The 21468-nt window shown below is 71.2% G+C and carries 20 protein-coding genes; 7 read left to right on the forward strand and 13 right to left on the reverse strand.

Going from position 1 to position 21468, the window contains the following annotated elements; translation table 11 throughout:
- Positions 1 to 68 precede the first annotated feature (68 nt).
- Positions 69 to 569 carry a DUF3455 domain-containing protein gene (locus AB0M83_RS11005; protein WP_364515664.1) on the forward strand — a complete coding sequence of 167 codons (501 nt, stop codon included), beginning with the start codon at positions 69 to 71 and terminating at the stop codon, positions 567 to 569.
- 125 nt (positions 570 to 694) lie between these two features.
- A complete protein-coding gene (locus AB0M83_RS11010) occupies positions 695 to 919 on the forward strand; it encodes a hypothetical protein (protein ID WP_364515666.1) in 225 nt (74 codons plus the stop codon).
- A gap of 4 nt (positions 920 to 923) precedes the next feature.
- Here AB0M83_RS11010 and smc read toward each other — a convergent pair whose 3' ends face one another.
- Both smc and AB0M83_RS11020 read right to left on the reverse strand, forming a co-directional pair.
- Positions 924 to 4526 (reverse strand): chromosome segregation protein SMC, encoded by a 3603-nt coding sequence (smc, locus tag AB0M83_RS11015; RefSeq protein ID WP_364515668.1) that lies wholly within the window; start codon positions 4524 to 4526, stop codon positions 924 to 926.
- A gap of 157 nt (positions 4527 to 4683) precedes the next feature.
- The gene (locus AB0M83_RS11020; RefSeq protein WP_364515670.1) at positions 4684 to 4971 is read right to left on the reverse strand and encodes an acylphosphatase; all 288 of its coding nucleotides are present in this window, start codon (positions 4969 to 4971) and stop codon (positions 4684 to 4686) included.
- Positions 4972 to 5193: 222 nt separating this feature from the next.
- Between AB0M83_RS11020 and AB0M83_RS11025 the strand changes: the two genes are divergently transcribed.
- On the forward strand, positions 5194 to 5775 hold the full coding sequence (locus AB0M83_RS11025; protein ID WP_364515672.1) for a hypothetical protein: 582 nt from the start codon (positions 5194 to 5196) through the stop codon (positions 5773 to 5775).
- 150 nt (positions 5776 to 5925) lie between these two features.
- On the opposite strand, the gene AB0M83_RS11030 is transcribed toward AB0M83_RS11025, so the two are convergent.
- From AB0M83_RS11030 to kdpF, 8 genes are read right to left on the reverse strand one after another with little or no spacing between them, the layout of a single operon-like run.
- The gene (locus tag AB0M83_RS11030) at positions 5926 to 6156 is read right to left on the reverse strand and encodes a hypothetical protein (RefSeq protein WP_364515674.1); all 231 of its coding nucleotides are present in this window, start codon (positions 6154 to 6156) and stop codon (positions 5926 to 5928) included.
- A 53-nt stretch (positions 6157 to 6209) separates the two neighbouring features.
- Positions 6210 to 6434 (reverse strand): hypothetical protein, encoded by a 225-nt coding sequence (locus AB0M83_RS11035; protein ID WP_364515676.1) that lies wholly within the window; start codon positions 6432 to 6434, stop codon positions 6210 to 6212.
- Positions 6435 to 6455: 21 nt separating this feature from the next.
- Positions 6456 to 7154, reverse strand: a complete 699-nt coding sequence (locus AB0M83_RS11040) for a response regulator (protein ID WP_364515678.1) — start codon at positions 7152 to 7154, stop codon at positions 6456 to 6458.
- Positions 7151 to 9679 (reverse strand): DUF4118 domain-containing protein, encoded by a 2529-nt coding sequence (locus AB0M83_RS11045; protein ID WP_364515680.1) that lies wholly within the window; start codon positions 9677 to 9679, stop codon positions 7151 to 7153. Before AB0M83_RS11045 ends, AB0M83_RS11040 begins: the two co-directional genes overlap by 4 nt.
- A gap of 4 nt (positions 9680 to 9683) precedes the next feature.
- The gene (locus AB0M83_RS11050) at positions 9684 to 10274 is read right to left on the reverse strand and encodes a potassium-transporting ATPase subunit C (RefSeq protein WP_364515682.1); all 591 of its coding nucleotides are present in this window, start codon (positions 10272 to 10274) and stop codon (positions 9684 to 9686) included.
- 5 nt (positions 10275 to 10279) lie between these two features.
- Positions 10280 to 12337 carry a potassium-transporting ATPase subunit KdpB gene (gene kdpB, locus AB0M83_RS11055; RefSeq protein WP_364515685.1) on the reverse strand — a complete coding sequence of 686 codons (2058 nt, stop codon included), beginning with the start codon at positions 12335 to 12337 and terminating at the stop codon, positions 10280 to 10282.
- Complete coding sequence (gene kdpA / locus AB0M83_RS11060) at positions 12334 to 13995, reverse strand: potassium-transporting ATPase subunit KdpA (RefSeq protein ID WP_364515687.1); 1662 nt, start codon at positions 13993 to 13995, stop codon at positions 12334 to 12336. Before kdpA ends, kdpB begins: the two co-directional genes overlap by 4 nt.
- Positions 13995 to 14096 (reverse strand): K(+)-transporting ATPase subunit F, encoded by a 102-nt coding sequence (gene kdpF / locus AB0M83_RS11065; RefSeq protein WP_364515690.1) that lies wholly within the window; start codon positions 14094 to 14096, stop codon positions 13995 to 13997. Before kdpF ends, kdpA begins: the two co-directional genes overlap by 1 nt.
- A 403-nt stretch (positions 14097 to 14499) precedes the next feature.
- Here kdpF and asnB point away from each other — a divergent pair, with 403 nt between their 5' ends.
- Positions 14500 to 16341 (forward strand): asparagine synthase (glutamine-hydrolyzing), encoded by a 1842-nt coding sequence (gene asnB / locus AB0M83_RS11070; protein WP_364515692.1) that lies wholly within the window; start codon positions 14500 to 14502, stop codon positions 16339 to 16341.
- A 96-nt stretch (positions 16342 to 16437) separates the two neighbouring features.
- Positions 16438 to 16746 carry a hypothetical protein gene (locus AB0M83_RS11075; protein ID WP_364515695.1) on the forward strand — a complete coding sequence of 103 codons (309 nt, stop codon included), beginning with the start codon at positions 16438 to 16440 and terminating at the stop codon, positions 16744 to 16746.
- Positions 16747 to 16819: 73 nt separating this feature from the next.
- On the opposite strand, the gene AB0M83_RS11080 is transcribed toward AB0M83_RS11075, so the two are convergent.
- From AB0M83_RS11080 to AB0M83_RS11090, 3 genes are all read right to left on the reverse strand, one after another.
- Positions 16820 to 17299 (reverse strand): GNAT family N-acetyltransferase, encoded by a 480-nt coding sequence (locus tag AB0M83_RS11080; protein WP_364515698.1) that lies wholly within the window; start codon positions 17297 to 17299, stop codon positions 16820 to 16822.
- 9 nt (positions 17300 to 17308) lie between these two features.
- A complete protein-coding gene (locus AB0M83_RS11085; protein WP_364515701.1) occupies positions 17309 to 18307 on the reverse strand; it encodes a Gfo/Idh/MocA family oxidoreductase in 999 nt (332 codons plus the stop codon).
- An 82-nt stretch (positions 18308 to 18389) separates the two neighbouring features.
- Positions 18390 to 19424 carry a LacI family DNA-binding transcriptional regulator gene (locus tag AB0M83_RS11090; RefSeq protein ID WP_364515704.1) on the reverse strand — a complete coding sequence of 345 codons (1035 nt, stop codon included), beginning with the start codon at positions 19422 to 19424 and terminating at the stop codon, positions 18390 to 18392.
- 112 nt (positions 19425 to 19536) lie between these two features.
- Here AB0M83_RS11090 and AB0M83_RS11095 point away from each other — a divergent pair, with 112 nt between their 5' ends.
- On the forward strand, positions 19537 to 20415 hold the full coding sequence (locus tag AB0M83_RS11095) for a TIM barrel protein (protein WP_364515707.1): 879 nt from the start codon (positions 19537 to 19539) through the stop codon (positions 20413 to 20415).
- A gap of 24 nt (positions 20416 to 20439) precedes the next feature.
- On the forward strand, positions 20440 to 21435 hold the full coding sequence (locus tag AB0M83_RS11100; protein WP_364515710.1) for a sugar ABC transporter substrate-binding protein: 996 nt from the start codon (positions 20440 to 20442) through the stop codon (positions 21433 to 21435).
- Positions 21436 to 21468 lie beyond the last annotated feature (33 nt).

The raw sequence follows: 21468 nt of genomic DNA on the forward strand, positions 1-21468 counted from the left end.
CCGGCGGGCGCCCGTGTCGGTCATCGGGAGCCCGCCGGGAAGCGGCGGGAGGAATCGAAGGTGGGTTCATGAAACGGATGACGGTGGCGCTCGCGGTCGGCGCCCTGGTGCTCGGCGGCGCGGCGACGGCTTCGGCCAGCCCGGCGGTCCGCGACGTGCCGGACGCGATCAAGGTCCCGGCCGGCAACCGGGCGCTGGCGAGCTACCCGGCCGAGGGCGTGCAGATCTACGGGTGCACCGCCGGCGCGTGGACGCTGATCCAGCCCGCGGCGGTGCTGTCGAAGCACGGCAAGCCGGTGGCGCTGCACAGCAAGGGCCCGGTGTGGACGTCCATCGTGGACGGCAGCACGGTCGGCGCGGCGGCGGTGGCCAACTCGCCGCAGCCGGACGCGATCCCGCAACTGCTGCTCAAGGCGAACCTCAACACCGGCGACGGGATCTTCGGCAAGGTGACCTACATCCAGCGGCTGAACACGCGGGGCGGGGTGGCTCCGGCCGGGACCTGCACCGACGGCGCGCAGACGGCGGTCCGCTACTCGGCCGACTACGCCTTCTGGGTCGCCGGCTGACAAGCGCCCCAAGGCGGCCTTGGGTGCGTCAGACGCACCGAAGGCCGCCTTGGTTGCGTCTGACGCACCGAAGGCCACATTGGGGCGCTTTCCCGTAGCCTGGGAGCGGGAGAGGGGGTTCTCACATGGGGTTCTTCATCGGGATCGGCGCCGTGCTCTTCGTGGTGCTCGCCGTCGCGCTGGTCATGGACCGGGCCGACCGCAAACGAGGCGTCAAGCGGGGCATGATGACGCCGCGCGGGCGCCGTCCGCGGATCGGCGACGCCACGTACATCGGCAACGACCTCGGCACCTACGAGCCGCGCGTGCGGGGCGACGAGCGCCGTGCCCCGCGTGAAGACGAGATGTGACGCGTCAGCCGACCGCGACCGGTTCGTCGTCGGCCGTGCGCAGGCGCTGCGAGATCACCTTCGTGATGCCGTCGCCCTGCATGCTCACGCCGTAGAGCGCGTCGGCGATCTCCATGGTCGGCTTCTGGTGGGTGATGATGATCAGCTGCGACGAGTCGCGCAGCTGCTCCAGCAGCCCGATCAGCCGGCGCATGTTGGTGTCGTCCAGCGCGGCCTCGACCTCGTCCATGACGTAGAAGGGTGAGGGCCTGGCGCGGAAGATCGCGACCAGCATGCCGACCGCGACCAGCGACTTCTCGCCACCGGACAGCAGCGACAGCCGCTTGACCTTCTTGCCCGGCGGGCGCGCTTCGACGTCGACGCCGGTGCTCAGCAGGTCGTCCGGCTCGGTGAGGACCATCCGGCCCTCGCCGCCGGGGAAGAGCACGCTGAACACCGTCTCGAACTCGCGGGCCACGTCCGCGTACGCCCCGGCGAAGACCTCGAGGATCTTCTCGTCGACCTGCTTGATGACGGCCTCGAGGTCCTTGCGCGTGTCCTTGAGGTCTTCCAGCTGCGTGGAGAGGAACTTGTAGCGCTCCTCCAGCGCCGCGAACTCCTCCAGCGCGAGCGGGTTCACCTTGCCCAGCAGGGAAAGGTCCTTCTCGGCGCGCTTGGCGCGGCGGGCCTGGGTGTCCCGGTCGTACGGCATGGGCGGCGGCGGGGTGACGTCTTCGCCGCGGTCCTTGGCCGCTTCGTACTCGGCCATCTCACCCGCGCTCGGCGGGACCGGGACGTCCGGGCCGTACTCCTGGACGAGGTCGGTGAGGCCGATGCCGAAGTCCTCGGCGATCTTCGCTTCCAGGGTCTCCAGCCGCAGCCGCTGCTCGGCGCGCAGGACCTCGTCGCGGTGGACGGCGTCGGTCAGCTTCTCCAGCTCGCCGGTCAGCTCGCGGACCTTGGCGCGGACGCCGGTCAGCGCGGCCTCGCGGCTCTGACGGCGAGCCTGGACCTGGTCGCGTTCGGTGGCCGCGCGCTGGACGGAGTGCTCGATGCGCTCGAGGGCGATCTCCCCGCCGTTGACGACGGCGTTGGCGATCTCGGCGCCGCGCTTGCGGTTCGCGGCGGCGCGCTCGGCGCGTTCGCGGGCCTGCTGCTCGGCGTGCGCGGCGCGGCGCAGGCCCTCGGCCCGGCCCGCGATGCTGCGCGCCCGTTCTTCGGCGGTGCGCTGCGCGAGCCGCGCCTCCATCTCCTCCTGCCGGACGACGGCCAGCTCCTCGACGGCGGCGTCGCGCTCGGCGGTGTCCGGGTCGTCCTCGACGGGCTGCTCGGCGACGGCGGAGAGCCGTTCCTCCAGCTCGGCGAGCTGGGCCATGGCCTGCACGCGGCTCTGCTCGACCTTCGCGCGCTGCCCCGAAAGCCGTTCGACCTCGGTCTGCGCCTGGCGGACCGCCTGCTGCAGCCGGCTGAGCCGCTCCGACGAGCGGGCCTTGCGGACCTTGGCCTCGCCGAGGGCGTCCTTGGCCTGGGAGACCTCTTCGCGACGCGCCTGCTGCTCGGCGCGGGCGCCTTCCAGCTCGGCCGCGTACTGCTCCAGCTGGCGCTCGGCCGTCCGCAGCCGCACCCCGGCCTCGTCGACGGCGGCCTGGACCTCGATGACGCTCTCGCGCTTGCCGGAGCCGCCGATCGCCCAGCGGGCACCGAAGACGTCGCCTTCGGCCGTGACCGCCCGGACGTCCGGGTGCACCGCGACGAGGTGGCGCGCCGCGTCGAGGTCGCGGACCAGGGCCAGCTTGTCGAGGGCCTGCTCGACGGCGGGGCGCAGCTGCGCCGGCGCCGACACGACCTCGCGAGCCCAGCGCGCGCCTTCCGGCAGCGACGGCCACGAGTGGGTGTCCACAGTGGACTCGGGGCCGCCGAGCAGGATGCCCGCGCGGCCGGAGTCGGTGTCCTTCAAGTACTTCAACGCGCGCAGGGCGTCTTCGCCGCCGGTGACGGCGACCGCGTCGGCGACCGGGCCGAGCGCCGCGGCCAGCGCGACTTCGTAGCCCGGCTCGACGGTGAGCAGCGCGGCGACCGAGCCGAGCAGGCCCGGCAGCTCGTGGGACGCGCCGAGCAGCGCGCCCGCGCCGTCCTTGCGCCGCAGGCCCATCGACAGCGCCTCGACCCGCGCCTTCTCGGACGCGATCTCGCGCTCGGCGGTGCGCTCCGCCTTGACCAGCTCTTCGACGCGCGCCTTGGCCGCGTTGTTGGCCTCGACGGCGCGGTCGTGACGATCCATCAGGCCGGCGTCGTCGGACTCCTCGGCACCGCCCTCGGCCTTGGCCATTTCGAGCTCTTCGACGGCGATCTCGGCGCGCTCGGCGGCCTCTTCGAGGGAGACGCTGAGGCGGTCGATCTCGTCGGAGGTGGCGCCGTTCTTGCTGCGCAGGGCCTCGACCTGACCGGTCAGCTTGGCCATGCCCTCGCGGCGGTCGGCGATGGCGCGGACGGCGGCCCAGTGCGCGCGCTCGGCGGCCTGGACGCGCTGTTCGAGGTCTTCGCGCCGCAGGACGGTCTGGGCGAGCAGCTCCCGGGCCTCCATGACGGCCTCGTTGAGCTCCTCTTCCTGCTCGGCGACCCGCTCGGCCTCCTCCAGGAGCTCTTCGGGGTCGCGGCCGCCGGTCGACGTCGAGACGTCGGCCGAGAGGTGGCGCTGCCGCTCGATGGCGAGCCGGACGGTGCCGCGCAGGCGCTCGGCCAGCGCGGACAGCTTGTACCAGGTCTCCTGTGCGCTCTGCAGCAGCGGTGCGTCCTCGGCCAGCGAGGACTCCAGCTCGGCTTCTTCGGCGGAGACGACTTCGAGGGTCTGCTCGACCTCGGCGCGGCGCTGGCGGGCGGTCTTCTCGTCGGCCTCGTCGCGCGCGATGGTGTCCCGCTGAGTGACCAGGTCGTCGGCGAGCAGGCGCAGGCGGGAGTCGCGCAGCTCGGACTGGACCGACTGGGCCTTGCGGGCGATCTCGGCCTGCTTGCCCAGCGGCTTGAGCTGGCGGCGCAGCTCGGTGGTGAGGTCGCCGAGGCGGTCGAGGTTGCCCTGCATGTTGGCCAGCTTGCGCAGGGTCTGTTCCTTGCGCTTGCGGTGCTTGAGGACGCCGGCGGCCTCTTCGATGAAGGCGCGGCGCTCTTCGGGCTTGGATTCGAGGATCGCCGAGAGCTGGCCCTGCCCGACGATGACGTGCATCTCGCGGCCGATGCCGGAGTCCGACAGCAGCTCCTGGACGTCCATCAGGCGGCAGCGGTCGCCGTTGATCTCGTACTCGCTGGCGCCGTCGCGGAACATCCGGCGGGTGATCGACACCTCGGCGTACTCGATGGGGAGCGCGCCGTCGGCGTTGTCGATGGTGAGGGTGACCTCGGCGCGGCCGAGCGGGGCGCGGCCCGCGGTGCCGGCGAAGATGACGTCCTCCATCTTGCCGCCGCGCAGGTCCTTGGCGCCCTGGGTGCCCATGACCCAGCGCAGGGCGTCCAGCACGTTGGACTTGCCCGAGCCGTTCGGCCCGACCACGCAGGTGATGCCCGGTTCGAAGCGCAGCGTGGTGGCCGAGGCGAAGGACTTGAAGCCCTTGAGCGTCAGGCTTTTCAGGTGCACTGGGTGCTGACCCCTCTGGCTGCCGGTACTGGCGATTCAATCGTCCCAGGCTACCCGGGGGCCTCCGGGGACCGCCGGACGCGTCCCTCCTCGGCGCGCCCTAGCACATCGCCGACGGCCTCGGCAACATCGTGCGCCCGGAAGTACCAAGGCCCTCTCAGCGCTCGAGGAAGCCGCTGAGTCCCCCTTTCGGGTCGGACCAGCGCTCGACGACGGTCTCCACACTTCCGGGTGATTCTCCGGACCGCAGGGCGGCCAGCAACCGCTCACAGTGGTTCCGATCACCCTCCGCTATGACCTCGACACGCCCGTCGGGCATGTTCCGGGCACTGCCCACCAGCCCGAGCTCGAGCGCCCGGCTGCGGGTCCACCAGCGGAAACCGACACCCTGGACGCGCCCGCGGACCCACGCCGTCAACCGGGTGTTCGTTTGTTCCTCACGCACGCTTTCATCCTTTCCGGACACTTCGACTGCGCACAGTGATCGCGCAGGCCTACTACCTGGGCGAATAGGGCACCGACGGTGATAGCCTCGCCGCCGAGGTCGTCCTCCCGGGTTCCCCCGCCCGGGGAAGCAGTGATCGATTAACGGCCTCGTACCGCGCCTTCCCGAACCCCCGAGGAGCCTGCAATGCCCCGCCCCGACGGGTCCGCATCGAGCTCGCACGTGACCAGGATCGACACCGCCCCGCCGAAGAGCAGCAAACCGAACCGCACCGGGTACGTCGTGCTCGGGGTGGCCGGTCTGGTGGTCGCGACCGCGTTCGCCGCGGTCGCCGAGCTCGCCGGCCCGGACCCCGCCAGCACCGCGGGCGGCACCGGCGGCACCGGCGGCCAGGGCACCTCGCAGGCCGGCCTGCAGACGGCGCCGAACACCCCGTCGTCCACCGGCCCGTCGACAGCCGGCGCGCCGACGTCGGCGTCGTCGTCGGCCACGTCGTCGGCCGCGCCCAGCACGGTGGTGTCGATCAGCCCGGACGGCAAGACCACGACGACGGTGGTCACCCACGCCGACCCGCCCCCACCCCCGCGCGACGACACGGGCAACCCGCCGCCGCAGACGACCCCCAAGACGACTCCCCCGCCGTCGACGACCAAGACGACGCCGACCACGTCACCGGACCCCACGACGACGCCCCCGACGACAACACCGTCGCCGACGGGAGGCGGGACCAGCAGCGCGGGCTCGCCGTCGCCGAGCACGAGCGACTCGCCGTCCGCGAGCGGAAGCACCACGCACGCGCAGTAAGAAGTCCCGACCGCCCCAAGGCGGCCTTGGTTGCGCTGAATCAGCACTGCGGCGCGAAGCGCCTCCGTTGAGGGTGGCGGTGGGGGCATGGGAGGAGCACCGAAGGCCACAGTGGGGCGCACCGGGCCCGGCCGGATCAGGGGTTCGGTGCTAGCCGTCGCGCCGGAGCCGGTGCGCGAACACCCTCCACAGGTAAACCGTCAGCACAGCCCCGGCGCCCGCGGCCGTGATGCGCAGCCACCTCGCCCAGCCGACTTCGTCGCCGTCGAAGGCCGTGAGGATCCAGCCGAACACCCCGAAGGTCGCTCCCACCGCCAGCGTCAGCACGATCACCGGCGGGATGCGCTCACCGCCGAGCAGCCACGTCTTCGACCCGTCCATGCCTGGTGAGGTACCCCGTCCGAAGCCGTCCTAGACCTCGAAGCGGTAACCCACTAGCCCCGGTTCCGCGTCGCCTGGGCGTACCGGAACCAGTAGCAGGCGGCCAGGAACAGCCCGACCGCCGCCACCACGATCTGGAGTACTTGCCGCCAGCCGCTCAGTGCCCCGTCGAAGGCGAGGAAGCCGAAGCCGAGCGTGCACACGGTCCACAAGATCGCCATTCCCAGGGCGGCCTTCGCCGGCAGGCGGCCGCCGGGGACTCGTTTCCCCTCAGTCACCCGACCCGGGTACCCGCTGCCTCAGACCTCGAAGCGGTAACCCATGCCCGGCTCGGTGAGCAGGTGCCGGGGCCGCGAAGGCTCCGGCTCCAGCTTGCGCCGCAGCTGGGCCAGGTACACCCGCAGGTAGTGGGACTCCCGCTCGTACGACGGCCCCCACACCTCGTGCAGCAGCTGCTTCTGCGCCACCAGCCGGCCGCGGTTGCGGACCAGCAGCTCCAGCACGCCCCACTCGGTCTTCGTCAGGTGGACTTCCACGCCATCGTGGCGGCGGACCTTCTTCGCGGCCAGGTCCACGCTGAACGACGACGTCTCCACCACCGCGTCCGCGTCGTCCGCGCCCGTCACCGCCGAGCGGCGGACCGCCGCCCTCAGCCGCGCCAGCAGCTCGTCCATGCCGAACGGCTTCGTGACGTAGTCGTCCGCGCCCGCGTCGAGGGCCTGGACCTTGTCCGCCGAGTCGCCGCGGGCCGACAGGACGATGATCGGGACCGTCGTCCAGCCGCGCAGGCCCGCGATCACCTCCGTGCCGTCCAGGTCCGGCAGGCCGAGGTCCAAAACCACCACGTCCGGCTTGGTCTCGGCCACCGCTTTCAATGCGGCCGTGCCGTCGTGCGCGGTGATCACCTTGTAGCCGCGGGCGGTGAGGTTGATCCGCAGCGCCCGCACGATCTGCGGTTCGTCGTCCACCACCAGCACGGTGGCACCCGGGTCGCTCATCGCACCCCCTCTTCCTCGAACTCGACACTGAAAGCGGGCAGGGAGACCACGACCGTGAGCCCGCCGCCCGGCGTGTCCTCGGCGCGGATCGTGCCGCCCATCGCTTCGGTGAACCCCTTCGCCACCGACAGCCCGAGCCCGACGCCCGGTGTCGTGTCCCGGTCGCCGCCGAGACGCTGGAACGGCGCGAACGCCGAGTCCGCGGCGCCCTTTCGCAGTCCCTTGCCGTGGTCGACGATCCGCAGCTCCACCTGCCCGGAGTGCGCCGAAGCCCGTGCGGACACCGGTGCGCCACCGTGCCGGAGCGCGTTGTCCAGCACGTTCGCGACCACGCGCTCCAGCAGGCCGGGATCGGCGAGCACCGCCGGGAGCTGGTCGTCCACGGCCACCCGTACACCGTCCGATGAGTCCACATTGGACAAGGCGTGCGCGACGACCTCGTCGTAGCCGACCGGGCGCAGGTGCGGCTTCACCGCGCCGGTGGCCAGCCGGGACGAATCCAGGAGGTTGTCGATCAGCCCGGCCAGCCGGTCGGCCGACAGCTCGATGGCCTCCATCAGCTCGGCGGTGTCCTCTTCGGACAGTGCGAGGTCGGGCGCGCGCAGGCTGCCGATCGACGCCTTGATCGACGTCAGCGGCGTGCGCAGGTCGTGCCCGACCGCGGACAGCAGCGTCGTGCGCAGCTCGGTCGCCTCGGCCTTCCGCTCGGCGCGCGCCGCGGCGGCGGCCGTCCGCTGCTGGCGCAGGGCGAGCAACGCCTGCCCGGCCACGGCTTCCAGCACCCGCCGGTCGGCCGCCGGGAGCGCCCGCCCGCGCAGGGTCAGGTGCACGTCGGCGGTGACGGCGATGTCGGCGTCCGCCTCATCCGGGTCGGCGCACGGGTGCTCCCCCGCGACCGCCACCCGACGCCACGTGCCTTCCTGCTTTTCCAGCAACGTCACCGACGTCAGCGCGAAGTTCTCGCGGACCTTCTCCAGCAGCCGCTCGATCGGGTTCGCGTGGGTCAGCACGGTCCGGGCGTAGGACGCCAGCAGCGCCGCCTCGGTCCGCGCCCGCGCCGCCTGCGTGGCCCGGCGCGCCGCCTGGTCGACGACCAGCGCGACGAGCACCGCGACCACGACCATCGCGATCAGCGTCACGAGGTTCTGCGGGGTGTGCACGGTCAGCGTGTACAGCGGCGGCGTGAAGAAGAAGTTCAGCAGGCCGGCGCCGAGCACGGCCGCGACCAGCGCCGGCCCGAGTCCGCCGACCAGCGCCACGACGACGGTGGCCAGCACGTAGGAGATGACGTCGGTGGCGAAGTCGAGCCCGGCCGGCACGAAGGAGCCGACGACGGTGACCAGCACCGGCAGCACGACGCCGAGCACCCAGCCCGCGACCAGCCGCGAGAACCCCAGCGGGCTCGCGCTCAGCCGCGCCCGCAGCCGTCCGCCCGCCTCGGAGTGGGTGACCATGTGGACGTCGATCGACCCGGACTGCCGCACGACGCCGGCGCCGATGCCCTCGTCGAACAGCCGCGCCACGCGCGAGCGCCGCGAGGTGCCGATCACCAGCTGGGTCGCGTTGACCCCGCGGGCGAAGTCCAGCAGGGCGGTCGGGACGTCGTCGCCGACGACGGTGTGGAAGGTCGCGCCGACCTCTTCGGCGAGCGTCCGGCAGCGGGCGATCGCGGCGGGCCCGAGCCCGGACAGGCCGTCGCCGCGCAGGATGTGGACGACCTGCAGCTCGGCGCCGGCCCGGGTGGCGATCCGGCTGGCGCGGCGGATGAGCGTCTCGCTCTCCGCGCCGCCGGTGATGGAGACGACGACGCGTTCGCGCGCCTCCCACGTGTCGGTGATGCTCTGCTCGGCGCGGTAGCGCTGCAGGGCGACGTCGACCTGGTCGGCCACCCAGAGCAGCGCCAGTTCCCGGAGGGCGGTGAGGTTGCCGGGCCGGAAGTAGTTGCCGAGCGCGGCGTCGATCCGCTCGGCCGGGTAGACGTTGCCGTGCGCGAGCCGCCGCCGCAGTGCCTCCGGGGTGATGTCGACCAGCTCCAGCTGTTCGGCGCGGCGGACGACCTCGTCCGGCACGGTCTCCTGCTGGGTCACGCCGGTGATCCGCTCGACGACGTCGTTGAGGCTCTGCAGGTGCTGCACGTTGACCGTGGACAGGACGTCGATGCCGGCCTCCAGGAGTTCCTCGACGTCCTGCCAGCGCTTGGCGTTGCGCGAGCCGGGCACGTTGGTGTGCGCGAGCTCGTCGACGACGGCGACCTCGGGGGCACGCTCGAGGAGAGCGTCGACGTCCATCTCGTCGAACTCGCGGCCGCGGTGGCCGGCGTGCCGCCGCGGGACGACCTCGAGTCCGTCGAGCAGCACCGCGGTCTTCTCGCGGCCGTGCGTCTCGACCAGCCCGACGACGACGTCGGTGCCGCGGTCGAGGCGGCGCCGCGCTTCGCCGAGCATGGCGAAGGTCTTGCCGACGCCCGGAGCCGCGCCGAGGTAGATCCTCAGCTCCCCCCGGCGCGGCTTCTTTGCACTGGTCACGCTGTCAGTGTGCCCCTCCGGCCGCACCTTGCACGGCCAAGTTGAGCTGGAGCACATTCACCCCGGGAACGCCGATCCCCGCGCCCGTTGTGTTCGCCTCGACCAGTTGCTTCACCCGGTCGAGCGGCAAGCCCGTGTTCCGAGCGACCCGCTGTGCTTGGAGATCCGCGTAGGCGACGCTGATCGCCGGGTCGAGCCCCGAACCGGACGCCGTCACCGCATCCGGCGGTACCTGATCGGGCGACACGCTTTCGCGCTGGGCGATGGCCTCACGACGTTCCTGAATGGTCTTCACCAGGTCCTCGTTGTACGGGCCCTTGTTGGACGCACCCGACGGCATCTCCGGGGTGACCACCGACGGCCGGGTGTGGAACCACGGGTCGCGCGCGGGATCGGCGGGCACCGGGTCGACGCCGATGAGCGACGACCCGACGGCCTGGCCGTTCCGCGTGACGACCGAGCCTTCGGCGTCGCCCTCCAGCCCGGGGATGCGGGCGATGGCCCACACGGCAAGGGGGTAGAGGACGCCGAGCAGGACGGTCAGCACGACGAGGACGCGCAGGCCGGCCCAGGTCTGCTTGACGAGAGTGTTCACGAAGGTCACCCGATTCCAGGGATGAGGCGCACCAGCAGGTCGATCAGCCAGATCCCGAGGAAGGGGCTGACGATGCCGCCGAGGCCGTAGACGAGCAGGTTGCGGCGCAGCAGGGCCGAGGCCGACGACGGCTTGTACCGCACACCGCGCAAGGCGAGCGGGATCAGCACGACGATGATCAGCGCGTTGAAGATGACCGCGGAGAGGATCGCCGACTTCGGCGTGGCCAGGTGCATGATGTTCAGCCCGCCCAGCTGGGCGTAGATACCGGTGAACATCGCGGGCAGGATCGCGAAGTACTTGGCGAGGTCGTTGGCGACGCTGAACGTGGTCAGCGCGCCGCGGGTGATCAGCAGCTGCTTGCCGATCTCGACGATCTCGATCAGCTTCGTCGGGTCGCTGTCGAGGTCGACCATGTTGCCGGCCTCCTTCGCGGCCGACGTGCCGGTGTTCATCGCGACGCCGACGTCGGACTGAGCGAGCGCGGGCGCGTCGTTGGTGCCGTCCCCGGTCATCGCGACCAGCCGGCCGCCCTCCTGCTCCTGCTTGATGAGCGCCATCTTGTCTTCGGGCTTGGCCTCGGCGAGGTAGTCGTCGACCCCCGCGTCCGCGGCGATGGCCTTGGCGGTGAGCGGGTTGTCGCCGGTGATCATCACCGTCTTGATGCCCATCGCGCGGAGTTCCTCGAAGCGCTCCTTCATGCCTGGCTTGACGACGTCGGACAGCCGGATCACGCCGCGCACAGTAGTGTTCTCGGTGTCTTCGGCGACCACCAGCGGCGTGCCGCCCTGGGCGCTGATCTCGTCGACCACGCGCTCGGTCTCGTCGGGGAACTCGCCGCCGTTGTCGCGCACCCACGCCCGGACGGCGCTTGCCGCGCCCTTGCGGATCCGCCGATCCCCGACGTCGAGCCCGCTCATCCGCGTCTGCGCGGTGAACGGGACGAACTCTCCCCGCTCGTCCTGGGCCGCGTGGTCCGACGTCAGCTCGACGACGCTGCGGCCCTCGGGGGTTTCGTCGGCGAGGCTGGCCAGCCGGGCCGCACGCGCGAGTTCGTCCATCGTGGACGATCCGACCGGGATCAGCTCGGTGGCCCGGCGGTTGCCGAAGGTGATGGTGCCGGTTTTGTCGAGCAGCAACGTCGAGACGTCGCCGGCTGCCTCGACCGCGCGGCCGCTCGTCGCGAGGACGTTGCGCTGCACCAGGCGATCCATGCCCGCGATGCCGATGGCGGACAGCAGCGCGCCGATCGTCGTCGGGATCAGGCAGACCAGCAGCGCGGTCAGCACGATCACGGACTGCTCGGAGCCCGAGTAACGGGCCATCGGCTGCAGCGCGACGACGGCGAGCAGGAAGATGATCGTGAGCGTCGAGAGCAGGATGGTCAGCGCGATCTCGTTCGGCGTCTTCTGCCGCGAAGCGCCTTCCACCAACGCGATCATGCGGTCCACAAAGGATTCACCCGGCTTGGTCGTGATCTTCACGACGATCCGGTCGCTCAGCACGGTCGTGCCGCCGGTGACGGCGCTGCGGTCGCCACCGGACTCGCGGATGACCGGGGCCGACTCGCCGGTGATGGCCGACTCGTCGACGGTCGCGATGCCCTCGACGACGTCGCCGTCGCCCGGGATCACCTGACCCGCCTCGACGACGACCAGGTCGCCGATCTTCAGCTCGACCCCGGGCACCTGTTCCTCGGAGCCGTCCGCGGTGAGCCGGCGGGCGACGGTCTCCTTCTTCGACTTCCGCAGCGACTCCGCCTGCGCCTTGCCGCGTCCTTCGGCGACGGCCTCGGCGAGGTTCGCGAAGAGGACCGTGAACCACAGCCAGACGGCGATCAGGATGGTGAACACGCTCGGGTCGGTTACGGCGAAGACCGTGGTGAGCGCGGAGCCCACCCACACCACGAACATCACGGGGTTGCCGAGCTGGTGCTTCGGGTTGAGCTTCCGGAAGGCGTCGGGCAGTGACGTCCACAGCTGGCGCGGGCTGAAGACCCCGGCGCCGATGCGACCGGTGTGTACGGCGGGAGTCACCTGGGGTCGTTCTTCGGTGACGGTCATGCGAGTGCCTCCGCGATGGGCCCGAGCGCGAGCGCCGGGATGAACGTGAGGGCCGCGACGAGCACCACCGTGCCGGTGAGCATGGTGGCGAACAGCGGCCCGGTGGTGGGCAGGGTGCCCGCGGTCTCGGGCACCCTGCGTTGCGCGGCCAGCGAGCCGGCCAGGCAGAGCACGGCGAGGATCGGCACGAACCGGCCGATCGCCATGGCGACGCCGAACGACGACTGGAACCAGTCGCTCGTCGCGGTCAGGCCGCCGAACGCGCTGCCGTTGTTGTTGCCGGTGGACGCGTAGCCGTAGAGGATTTCGGACAGGCCGTGCGCGCCGCCGTTGCCGAGCGCGCCCGCCGTGTCCGGCAGCAGCAGCGCGATCCCGGAGCCGAGGAGCACCACGGTCGGCATCGCGAGCATGGCGATCGCCGCGCAGGTGACCTCGCGCTTGCCGAGCTTCTTGCCCAGGTACTCCGGCGTGCGCCCGACCATCAGGCCGGCCAGGAACATGGCGATGATCGCCATGACGAGGATGCCGTAGAGGCCGGTACCGACCCCGCCGGGCGAGATCTCGCCGTAGAGCATGTTCAGCAACGGTCCCCCACCGCCGAGGCCCGAGAGACTGTCGTGGGCGCCGTTGACCGCGCCGGTGGAGGTACCCGTGGTGGTGTCGGCGAAGATCGACGTCAGGCCGATGCCGAACCGCTGTTCCTTGCCCTCCATGCTCGCGCCCGCGGCCAAGGCGGCTGGGTTGCTCGCGTGGGCTTCGGAGAACCAGATGAGGGCCAGCGAAGCCGCCCACAGCAGGCTCATCACGCCGAGCAGGACGTACCCCTGCTGGGGCTTGCCGACGAGCTTGCCGAACGCGCGGGTCAGGCTGACCGGGATCACCAGGATGAGGAACAGCTCGACCAAGTTGGTCCAGGCGTTCGGGTTCTCGAAGGGGTGCGCGGAGTTGGCGTTGAGGATGCCGCCGCCGTTGGTGCCGAGTTCCTTGATCGCCTCCTGGCTCGCCGCCGGGGCCAGCGCGATGGTGCTGGAGCTGCCGTCCGGGTTGGTGACGGCGACGCCCGCCTTGAGGCTCTGCACGACCCCGAGCGCGACCAGCACGATCGCGAACACGAACGCCATCGGCAGCAGGACGCGGACCGTGCCGCGCGTGAGGTCCACCCAGAAGTTGCCGAGCCGGTCGGTCTTCGCGCGGACGAACCCGCGCGTGACCGCGATCGCCACGGCCAGGCCGACGCCGGCGGACAGGAAGTTCTGCACGGTCAGCCCGGCCATCTGCACGAAGTGGCCCATCGTCGTCTCGGGGACGTAGGACTGCCAGTTCGTGTTGGTGACGAAGGAAACCGCCGTGTTGAACGCGACGCCCGGGCTCACCGAGCCGCGGCCCAGGCTCCACGGCAGGAGCGGCTGGAGCCGCTGCAACAGGTAGAGCAGGACGATCGAGACGAACGAGAAGCCGAGCACGCCCGCGGCGTAGGTCGGCCACCGCTGCTCGGAGTCCGGGTCGACGCGGAAGAGCTTGTACAGGCCCTTCTCGAGCTTCGAGTGCTTCTCGGTCGAGAAGACGCGCGCCAGGTAATCGCCGAGGGGTTTGTAGACCGCGGCGAGGGCGGCGAGGAGGAGGCCGAGCTGGATGAGCCCGGCCGTCGTGTCGGACATCAGAATTTCTCCGGCCTGATCAAGGCGACGAACAGGTAGACGAGCAGACCGAGCGCCAGCAGCCCGCCGACGACGTTGGCAGGAGTTCCCGCGCCGCTCACAGCTTTTCCAGCCCGCGCAGCGCCAGCGCGAGCACCACGAACACGCCGATCAGCAGGACGGCGTAGAGCAAGTCGGCCACAGGGCACCTCTCAAGACGGGTCACCGGGTTCGGTGACCGGACGCGTTCACTGTGCGGCTCCGGGACCTCGTCCCGACCTGGGGCTGACGGCGTCTTGATGCGTTCCTGACACCCGTTTACGCCGTCTTTATGGCCGGTGGCGGGCGTCACGCAAACGTTTGCCCAGTACTCACCGTATGCGGTTGGTTAGTGACTCGCGACACAACGCGTGACCGAACAAGTGCGGAACGTGCAATTCGGGCAGACAAGATCTACAGCCCGTGTTACACCTGTGTTACCGATAGTTGTATCGGCTAAGCAAATCCTTGGGAGAGGGGATCACTATGTGCGGTATCGCCGGCTGGGTTTCCTACGACGCCGACCTCACCCGCCGTCAGGACGTGGTCGACGCCATGACGGAGACCATGGCCTGCCGCGGCCCGGACGACGTCGGCACGTGGGTGCGCACGCACGTCGCGCTCGGCCACCGGCGGCTGGCCATCATCGACCTGCCCGGCGGCCGGCAGCCGATGTCCGTGCACACGCCGAACGGCGACGTCGCGATGGTCTACAGCGGCGAGGCCTACAACTTCACCGAGCTGAAGGAAGAGCTGACGAAGCTCGGCCACCAGTGGGAGACCGACAGCGACACCGAGGTCGTGCTGCACGGCTACCTGCAGTGGGGCGACGAGGTCGTCGACCACCTCAACGGCATGTACGCGTTCGCGATCTGGGACGAGCGCGACGACCGGCTCGTGATGATCCGCGACCGGATGGGCATCAAGCCGTTCTACTACTACCCGACCCGCGACGGCGTCCTGTTCGGCTCCGAGCCGAAGGCCATCCTGGCGAACCCCTTGGCGGGCAAGGTGGTCGACACCGACGGCCTGCGCGAGCTGATGGCGTTCACCAAGCGCCCCGGCTGGTCGCTGTGGAAGGGCATGGAGGAGGTCCAGCCCGGCACGATCGTCACCGTGTCGCGCGAGGGCGTGCGCACCCGCACGTACTGGAAGCTCGACGCGAAGCAGCACACCGACGACCAGGAGACCACGGTCGCCCGCGTCCGCGAGCTGATGACCGACATCGTGCACCGCCAGCTGGTCGCGGACGTCCCGCGCTGCGTGCTGCTGTCGGGCGGGCTCGACTCGAGTGCCGTCACCGGTCTCGCCGCACCCCACCTCGCCGAGCAGGGCGAGCGGCTGCGGACGTTCTCCGTCGACTTCTTCGGCCAGGAGGAGAACTTCAAGCCGGACGAGATGCGCGACACCGCGGACTCGCCGTACATCCGTGACGTCGCGGAGCTGGTCGGGTCGGCGCACCAGAACGTCATGCTGAACCCGGCGGAGCTGAGCGACCCGGCGGTGCGGCGCGCGGTGCTGAAGGCCCGGGACATCCCGGCCGGGCTCGGCGACATGGACACGTCGCTGTACCTGCTGTTCAAGGCGATCCGCGCCGAGTCGACGGTGGCGCTGTCGGGCGAGTCGGCCGACGAGGTGTTCGGCGGTTACCGCTGGTTCCACGACGAGAAGGCCGTCAACGCGGACACGTTCCCGTGGCTGGCGTTCCGGACGTCGATGATGGACGAGCGGGCGTCGCTGTACACGACCGAGCTGCGGCAGAAGCTGGACCTGGAGTCCTACATCGCGGACCAGTACCGGACCGCGGTTTCTTCGGTCGATCACCTGGACGGCGAGTCCGCGCAGGACGCGCGGATGCGGGTCATCTGCAACCTCCACCTGACCCGGTTCGTGCGGATGCTGCTCGACCGCAAGGACCGCGCGTCGATGGCGGTGGGCCTGGAGGTCCGCGTGCCGTTCTGCGACCACCGGCTGGTCGAGTACGTCTACAACACGCCGTGGTCGCTGAAGACGTTCGACGGGCGCGAGAAGAGCCTGCTGCGGCACGCGACGAAGCACGTCCTGCCGGACTCGGTGCGCGACCGCGTGAAGAGCCCGTACCCGTCGACGCAGGACCCGGGCTACGCGGCGGCGTTGCAGCAGCAGACCAAGGAGGTCCTCGCGGACCCGGGCCACGCGGTGTTCGGCCTGGTCGACAAGACGTGGGCGCACCGGGTGTCCGAAGTGGACCCGGCGACCATGAACCCGGCGGCGCGGGTGGGACTGGACCGCTTGCTCGACCTGTACCACTGGATCGAGATGTACCAGCCCACGCTCGAGCTCGACTGAATTGTCCGTGAAGGCCTCCTTACCGGCGCCTATGGCCGGTGAGGAGGCCTTCACGGCGCTTGACCTCGAGTGCCCTTGAGGTGTGAGGCTGGCGCCATGAAGGTGCTGCTGTTCGGCCGCAACCCGGCCACGGTCTCGAGGGTGACAGCGGCGCTGTCCGCGGCGGGTCTCGCCGCGGACGGCGTTGTGTCGGAGGAAGCGCTGCTGTCCCGGCTGGGTGCTTACGAGGCGCTGGTCCTGGGCGCGGGGGTGGTGGGCCCGCTGCGGGAGCGCGTCACGGCCGCCGCGCGACGGCACGGGGTCGTGTGGGTGCAGGGGCCGCACATCCTGCCGGAGCGGGACGCGCTGGAGTACGTGCGGACGGAGATCCTGCCGAAGCTGCGGCCTTCGCGCTCTCCCGAGTGAGCGCCGGGACGTCGTGAACGACTCGTTCACCTCGCCGGACGCCAGGGAAGAGTGGTCCATGACGTCCGGGGCTTCAGCTCAGCCGGAGTTCCGCGGTCACCTCGTCCCCGTCGGTGGTGAGTGCCGCGCCGAGCCCGGCCAGCAGTGACCGGGCGCCGTGGTTGCCGGCCGTGGTCGAGGCGATGAACCGGGCCGCGCCGGAAGTCCGGGCCTCCGCCAGCAGCAGCGCCGCCACCACACGGCCGATGCCGCGGCCGCGGACCGCACGGCTCAGCCAGACACCCGCCTCCACCGCGTCCCCGGAGCGCTCCAGCCGGGCGGCACCAGCCGCGGTCCCGTCCACGTCGATCACCCACGTGCGTTCCACCGCGGTCGCGGGGTCGAGCGAGCGGCCGCGGTGGAACGCCCGGAACGCGTCCCGGCGGGCGGGGGTCCAGCCGGGCCGATCGTCGACCGGCGGCATCACCTCGAGGGGATCCGCCCCGGTCACGGCCGCGTCGAGCAGCCGGGCCAGCGCGGCTTCGTCCAAGGGGGTGAGCACTACGTCGGTCACCCCGCCACGTTAGCGGCGAACCTCCGCCAGCTTCACCGGACGCCGCTCCCGGCGCGACACCTCGCACGCCTCCGCGATGTAGAACGCCTCCAACGCGTCCGCCGCGACGCACGGCGAGGGTGCCCGGCCGGCGACGACGTCCAGGAACGCCCGCAGTTCCGTCGTGTACGCCGGGCGGAACCGCTCCATGAACCCCGGGTACGCCGGCCCCGGCAGCGGCGCCACTCCCGGCTCCACCGAGCGCAGCGGCGCCCGGTCGTCCAGGCCGACCACCACGCCCGACACCGACCCCAACGCCTCCAGCCGCACGTCGTAGCCCGCGCCGTTGTAGCGCGTGAGCGACACCGTCGCCAGCGTGTCGTCGTCCAGGGTGAGCGTCGCCGCCGCCGTGTCGACGTCGCCCGCGTCCGCGAAGAACCGCTCTCCCCGGTTCGCGCCGATCGCGTACACCTCGGAAACCTCGCGGCCGCTCACCCAGCGGATGATGTCGAAGTCGTGCACGCCGCAGTCGCGGAACAGCCCGCCCGAATGCGCCACGTACTCCGCCGGCGGGGGCGCCGGGTCGAACGTCGTGGCGCGCAGGGTGTGGAGCCAGCCCAGCTCGCCCGACGCGACCGCCGCCCGCGCCGCCGCGTACCCCGCGTCGAACCGGCGCTGGAAGCCGATCTGGACCGGGACGTCCGACGCGCCGATGCGGTCGATCACCGCCAAGGTGCCCGGGATGTCGGCCGCGACCGGCTTTTCGCAGAACACCGGGATGCCCGCGTCGACCGCCGCGATGATCAGGCCCGGGTGCGCGTCGGTGGCGGCCGTGACGACCAGGCCGTCGAGGCCCGCGGCGAACAGCTCGTCGAGGGAAGCCGTCTCGACGCCCAGCTTCGCGGCAGCCGACTGGGCTCGCGCCGGGTCGACGTCGGCCACGACGACCGACTCCACCTCGTCGAACCCCTTCAGCGTCTCCGCGTGCGCGGTGCCGATCCGGCCGGTGCCCGCCAGTCCCAACCTCATCGTGGTGCTCCTCCAGTCTCGGAACTGTGCCAATGGTTTCCGACCCGGCCACAGCCACGGCCGAATGCCTTTGCAGCGACGGTCACGTGCCGCTCGGGGGGCGGCCTGCTTTCGGCCGGGTCGGAAACTGAGCGGTGGTCGCGCGGACCACCAGGGAGGGGTGCAGCAGGTGCCGGACCGGCTCCGTGCGCTCCCCGCGGACGCGTTCGATCAGCGCTTCGAAGGCCAGCCGGGCCATGTCCTTGCGTGGCTGGTCCACTGTGGTCAGCGAAAGGTGGCGAAGCGCGGCGAGCGACGTGTTGTCGTAGCCGACGACCGACACGTCGTCGGGTACGCGCAGCCCGGCCTCTTCGAGCGCCGAGATCGCCCCCACGGCGTTGAAGTCGTTGCCGGAGACCAGCCCCGTCGGCCGGTCCGGCGGCGGGTACGCGGCCAGCAGCTCCCGCACGGCGTTCTCACCCCCGATGTCGGTGTGCTCGCTGCGCACGACGATCGGCTCGAGCCCGTGCCGCCGCATGGCGGCCTCGAAGCCCCGCCGCCGTTGAGCCGCGCCGGCCGCGCCACCGCCGTCGAGGTGTGCGATGCGCCAGTGCCCGAGGCCGACCAGGTGGTCGACGGCCAGTGCGGAACCCGCCTCGCCGTCGTCGTTCACCGTGTCCACTGTGGACGAGCGGGCGGTCCGCGAGACCAGCACGACCGGGCACTGCCGGGCCGCGACCTGGATCGCCGACGCCGGGACGACCGGCGAGAGCAGGATGATCCCCGCCGGGCGGAAGGAAAGGAGGTTGTGCAAGGCGTTCCACTCGCGTGTGGGACTGCGGCCGCCCGTGTTGAGGATCAGGTCGAAGCCCGCCGCCTGCGCGGCGCTGTCCAGCTCTTCGACGATGTCGGCGAAGAAGGCGTTGCGCAGGTCGTTGACCATCACCCCGAGCACCGTGGACGTCCGGCTGGCCAGGGACCGCGCCATCACGTGCGGCTGGTAGCCGAGTTCTTCGGCCGCGCGCAGGACAGCGGCGCGCCGGGCGTCGGACACCTTCGGTGAATTCCTCATCACCAGGGAGACCAGCGCGCGGGAAACCCCCGCCCGCGCGGCGACGTCTTCCATGGTCGGACGCATGCCGCACCTCCCCTGAGCATCGAAAACTCGGCCTTGACTTGCTGTGACGGACGCTACAAGATTAGAGCGCTCTAATCAATAGAGCGCTCCAACGGACCAATGGAGGCCCCTGGTGACAGCGACGATCCGAGTAGCCGCCGCGCCGATCTCTTGGGGTGTCTGCGAAGTGCCGGGCTGGGGGCGGGTGCTCGACGCGGCGACCGTGCTCGGGGAAATGGCGGCGCTCGGGGTCCAAGCCACCGAACTGGGCCCGCCCGGCTACCTCCCCCGCGACCCGGCAGAGCTCCGGGAACTGCTCGGGAAGCACGGCCTGACGCTCGTCGGCGGCTTCCTCGCCGTCGTCCTCCACGAGAACCAGGAAAACGCCCTCAAGGAAGCCGAGGAGTCGGCCGCGCTGTTCGCCGCGTGCGGTGGTGACGTGCTCGTGCTCGCCGCCGCGACCGGGCTCGACGGCTACGACGAACGCCCGAAGCTCACCGACGCCGAATGGGCGACGCTCGTCGACACGGCCGGCAAGATCGGGGACATCGCCGCCGCCCACGGCCTGCGCACCGTGCTGCACCCCCACGTCGGGACGCACGTCGAACAGCAGGCCGAGGTCGAGCGCTTCCTCGCCGATTCCGCGCTGGGCTTGTGCCTCGACACCGGGCACCTGATGATCGGCGGGACGGATCCGGTCGAGCTGGCGAAGCGGTATCCCGAACGGGTGGGACACGTGCATCTGAAGGACGTCCGAGAAGACCTGGCGGCCGAGGTCCGCGCGGGCCGGCTCGGCTACACCGACGCGGTCGGGCGGGGCATCTACACCCCGCTCGGCGCAGGCGACGTGGACGTGGCGTCGATGGTGCGCTCCGTCCAGGCGGCCGGCTACGACGGCTGGTACGTCCTCGAACAGGACACCGCCCTCGGCGACTCGAGCCCCGACGACCTCCCCCGGCGGGACACCGGGCGCAGCCTGGCCCACCTCGCGAAGATCATCGACTCCCTCTAGAAACCTGGTCCCAAAGGAGTGACTGTGTTCTCTTTCAAGAAGCTGGCCGGCGTGGCGGCGATCGCCGCCACCGGGCTGGTCCTGTCCGCCTGCAGCGGTCCGAGCGCCGACAACTCGTCCAGCAGCTCGAGCGCCCCGTCGGCCGCCGCGCCCAGCTCCGGCGGCCCGCTGAAGGTCGCCGTCGTCACCCACGGCAGCGCCGGCGACGCCTTCTGGAACGTGGTGAAGAACGGCGCCGAGCAGGCGGGCAAGGACCTCAACGTCGGCGTCGACTACTACTCCGACGGCGACCCCGGCAACCAGGCCAAGCTGATCGACAACGCGGTCGCGCAGAAGGTCGGTGGCCTGGTCGTCTCCATGGCGAACCCGCAGGCCCTGCAGACGTCGATCCAGAACGCGGTCAAGGCCGGCATCCCGGTCGTCACGATCAACTCCGGCGAGGACTCCAGCGCGCAGTTCGGCGCGATCGCGCACGTCGGGCAGAGCGAGGGCCTCGCGGGCCAGGGCGCGGGCCAGCGCCTCAAGGCCGCCGGCAAGACGAAGCTGCTGTGCGTCATCCACGAGGCCGGCAACATCGGCCAGAACCAGCGCTGCGACGGCGCGAAGCAGACCTTCGGCACCGTCACCACGCTGCAGGTCGACATCTCCAACCCGACCGACGCGCAGGCCCGGATCCGCGGCGCGCTGCAGTCCGACCCGTCGATCGACGCGGTGCTGGCGCTGAACTCCCAGGTCGCGGCCCGCGCGGTGGACGCGGCCAAGGAGGCGAGCTCGAAGGCGCAGGTCGCCACGTTCGACCTGAACGCCGACGTCGTCGCGGCCATCAAGGCCGGCACGATCCTGTTCGCCGTCGACCAGCAGCAGTACGAGCAGGGCTACCTGCCGATCGTGTTCCTCAAGCTGTACAAGGAGAACGGCAACACCATCGGCGGCGGCCACCCGGTGCAGACCGGCCCCGGCTTCGTCGACAAGACCACCATCGACACCGTGGCCCCGTACGCGGAGCGCGGCACGCGATGACCGCGGCGTCTTCTGGGGCCGAGCCCCAGACCC

It is taken from the genome of Amycolatopsis sp. NPDC051106 (assembly GCF_040682775.1).
Classification (GTDB): domain Bacteria; phylum Actinomycetota; class Actinomycetes; order Mycobacteriales; family Pseudonocardiaceae; genus Amycolatopsis.

Bases quoted from the DNA above. Each gene is read 5' to 3' on its own strand.
- AB0M83_RS11040 (WP_364515678.1), bottom strand. From the start codon at position 7,154: ATGAGCGACCCGGGTGCCACCGTGCTGGTGGTGGACGACGAACCGCAG.
- AB0M83_RS11010 (WP_364515666.1), top strand. From the start codon at position 695: ATGGGGTTCTTCATCGGGATCGGCGCCGTGCTCTTCGTGGTGCTCGCC.
- AB0M83_RS11030 (WP_364515674.1), bottom strand. From the start codon at position 6,156: ATGGACGGGTCGAAGACGTGGCTGCTCGGCGGTGAGCGCATCCCGCCG.
- kdpB (WP_364515685.1), bottom strand. From the start codon at position 12,337: ATGACCGTCACCGAAGAACGACCCCAGGTGACTCCCGCCGTACACACC.
- kdpA (WP_364515687.1), bottom strand. From the start codon at position 13,995: ATGTCCGACACGACGGCCGGGCTCATCCAGCTCGGCCTCCTCCTCGCC.
- asnB (WP_364515692.1), top strand. From the start codon at position 14,500: ATGTGCGGTATCGCCGGCTGGGTTTCCTACGACGCCGACCTCACCCGC.
- AB0M83_RS11085 (WP_364515701.1), bottom strand. From the start codon at position 18,307: ATGAGGTTGGGACTGGCGGGCACCGGCCGGATCGGCACCGCGCACGCG.
- AB0M83_RS11075 (WP_364515695.1), top strand. From the start codon at position 16,438: ATGAAGGTGCTGCTGTTCGGCCGCAACCCGGCCACGGTCTCGAGGGTG.
- AB0M83_RS11090 (WP_364515704.1), bottom strand. From the start codon at position 19,424: ATGCGTCCGACCATGGAAGACGTCGCCGCGCGGGCGGGGGTTTCCCGC.
- AB0M83_RS11005 (WP_364515664.1), top strand. From the start codon at position 69: ATGAAACGGATGACGGTGGCGCTCGCGGTCGGCGCCCTGGTGCTCGGC.